General features: G+C 49.8%; 3 protein-coding genes. All 3 read left to right on the top strand.

The window, feature by feature from the left end; translation table 11 throughout:
• The coding region (locus G3436_RS25780; protein WP_243667328.1) for a UvrD-helicase domain-containing protein at positions 1 to 1,149 on the top strand (1,149 nt) is incomplete at its 5' end.
• A complete protein-coding gene (locus G3436_RS28085) occupies positions 1,140 to 1,592 on the top strand; it encodes a topoisomerase DNA-binding C4 zinc finger domain-containing protein (protein ID WP_243667327.1) in 453 nt (150 codons plus the stop codon). The genes G3436_RS25780 and G3436_RS28085, both read left to right, overlap by 10 nt.
• Before the next feature lie 45 nt (positions 1,593 to 1,637).
• Positions 1,638 to 1,919, top strand: coding sequence for a hypothetical protein (locus tag G3436_RS25775; RefSeq protein WP_163951057.1), 282 nt, complete (start codon positions 1,638 to 1,640; stop codon positions 1,917 to 1,919).
• Positions 1,920 to 2,245 lie beyond the last annotated feature (326 nt).

Below are 2,245 nucleotides of genomic sequence, written 5' to 3'. Positions count from 1 at the left end.
GAGTGGAAACGCGAGGTTCACAAGCTGGGCGCCACGAAGCTGATCGAGACGTTCCATTATGAAAAGCAGGAAGGCGTGTTACTCGATGCATTGAAGAAGCGGTTGGTCAACGCAGGCGTCCGACTGGATCCGCTGCCCCCAGAAGCAGTTCTGGAAACCCTTCGAGAGTTCGGTGCCATTACTCGGTTCGCAGAAATTCTGACGGACATGCTTGGATTGTTTCGAGCGGCGAATCTGAACGATCAAGAGCTAAAGGACTTGATCGCTCGATCTGCCGATCCAGCCCAGATCAGCGCAGCATTAGACCTTCTCACGCCTATTGTTGAGGCCTACGTGAAGGCGCTCGACGACGAGAAGAAGATGGACTTTGATGACATGATCAACAAAGCCTATAAATACGTGCTCGACGACAGCTTCAAGAGCCCATGGAAATTCATCATCGTTGATGAATTCCAGGACATCGCAAAGTCTCGGGCAGATCTAGTCAGAGCCCTGCGCGAAAGCCAAGAGGACGTCTCCGTCTTCTGTGTAGGTGACGACTGGCAATCCATATTCAGGTTCACTGGCAGCGACATCAGCTTCACAGCCGATTTCGAGAAAATCTTCGGCGCCACCAAGGCCAGTGAGCTCAAGAAAACGTTCCGTTTTAACAGCATGATTGGTGCAGTGGCCAGCCGCTTCGTCATGCAAAATGATCGGCAGATCACCAAGGACATACAGTCCCACATCATCGTGGATACACCAACGGTGTCCTTAGTTAGAGCCTCTCTGGGAGAAGACTCCGCCAAAGCTGAGACGATTGAACGTACAGTAGAACGCATCAGCCAAACCGCGAAGCCAGGCTCCTCGGTTTACTTCCTTGCGAGATTCAAATTTGACTTGCCCAACCTCGCAGTCCTAGCAAGCAGGTACCCCAACCTCTCCTTCAAAAACGACTCGATCCACAGTTCAAAAGGGAAAGAGGCGGACTACGTCATTATCCTGGGACTGGCAAAAGGAAAGTACGGGCTGCCCTCAGAGATCGTGACTCACCCCCTGATCGAAGCTCTGCAGCCACCAGCAGAACCCTACCCTCACGCTGAGGAGCGCCGACTGTTCTATGTGGCGTTGACGCGCGCAAAACACCGCGTCTACCTACTATGCGACTGACGCGTTGCTCACCCTTCGTACGAGAGCTGATTGAGGGACAATATCCTCTGGAATACGAAGAGCTCGAAACCGCTGCAGAACAGGTGAACGCGCTCGCGGCAAATTGTCCGGTGTGCACCCAAGGTAACCTGGTCAACCGGGCGAGAAAATCTGACAAAGCGCCGTTCATTGGCTGCTCAAACTTCCCGCAGTGCACCCACAGAGAGAGCGGATGCCCGATTTGTAGGGCACCCATGATCAGATCGGGGCGTTATCGTCTCTGCGTGTCACCAGGCTGCGATGGCTGGGTCGCTGTCTGCCCCAAAACGGGTGGGAAGATGGTCTTTCGCGACAAAGTCAACAAGTGGGGATGCTCGCATTTCAAGGGCGCAGAGGAAGGGTCTTGTCGGCACATGGAGCGGCACATTGAAGCGCCCCAAGCAGACCGAGTACTTGAATCTTAAGACCACATAAGCATTTTTCTGGTTACTCGGTGAGACTCCATGATAATGAAAGACAAGCGTTACGAAAAAACCATAGAACTAGCCCCAAGTGACTGGCTATTCTGGAAAGACGAGGATTTTAACAACTGGAGGCGACTGCACGACTTCCCTAGAATTGTAGAATTTTTGTTTGATAACTTACCTTATTTCCCCCTTTGGCTGTCCGAGCAGGTTGGATTGACGGTAGAGGATCTGTTATTTCACGGCCCTTCTCGTTTCATCAAGAGCTATGAAGAAGAAGCTTATTACATCAAGTATGATGCCGGCTTATCATTATCAGCGACATGACCCGCCAGACAAATTGTTAAGTATATATTTGTCGACAACAAGAGAAACAGAAAACACCAGCCGTCTTAAAAATTTTACAGAAAGTTAAATTTACAAGCTACATTGACTGGGCATTTTCTAATAAAAAATTGGGCATTCCCTAACAAGCTAAAAGACATCAGAGACATAAGTTTATGTCTTGCCCCCTCAGGAATAACCTCTGAAACCCCTGACTATCTGGATAGCCATTCAAATATTCAGTTCAACATTCCTTTGTTCATGCCAAGCATTCCATGGAAATTACTGAAATCAGAGGTTTCATCAAAAGCCACGCCGAGACTTGAATT

This window comes from Pseudomonas brassicae, from assembly GCF_010671725.1.
In the GTDB taxonomy this organism is placed as follows: Bacteria; Pseudomonadota; Gammaproteobacteria; order Pseudomonadales; family Pseudomonadaceae; genus Aquipseudomonas; species Aquipseudomonas brassicae.
Note: the sequence above shows the minus strand (reverse complement) of the source record. Positions and strands in the feature narration are given on the sequence as shown.

Excerpts from the sequence above, each read along its gene's own strand:
- G3436_RS28085 (WP_243667327.1), top strand. The coding sequence starts at position 1,140 with ATGCGACTGACGCGTTGCTCACCCTTCGTACGAGAGCTGATTGAGGGA.
- G3436_RS25775 (WP_163951057.1), top strand. The coding sequence starts at position 1,638 with ATGAAAGACAAGCGTTACGAAAAAACCATAGAACTAGCCCCAAGTGAC.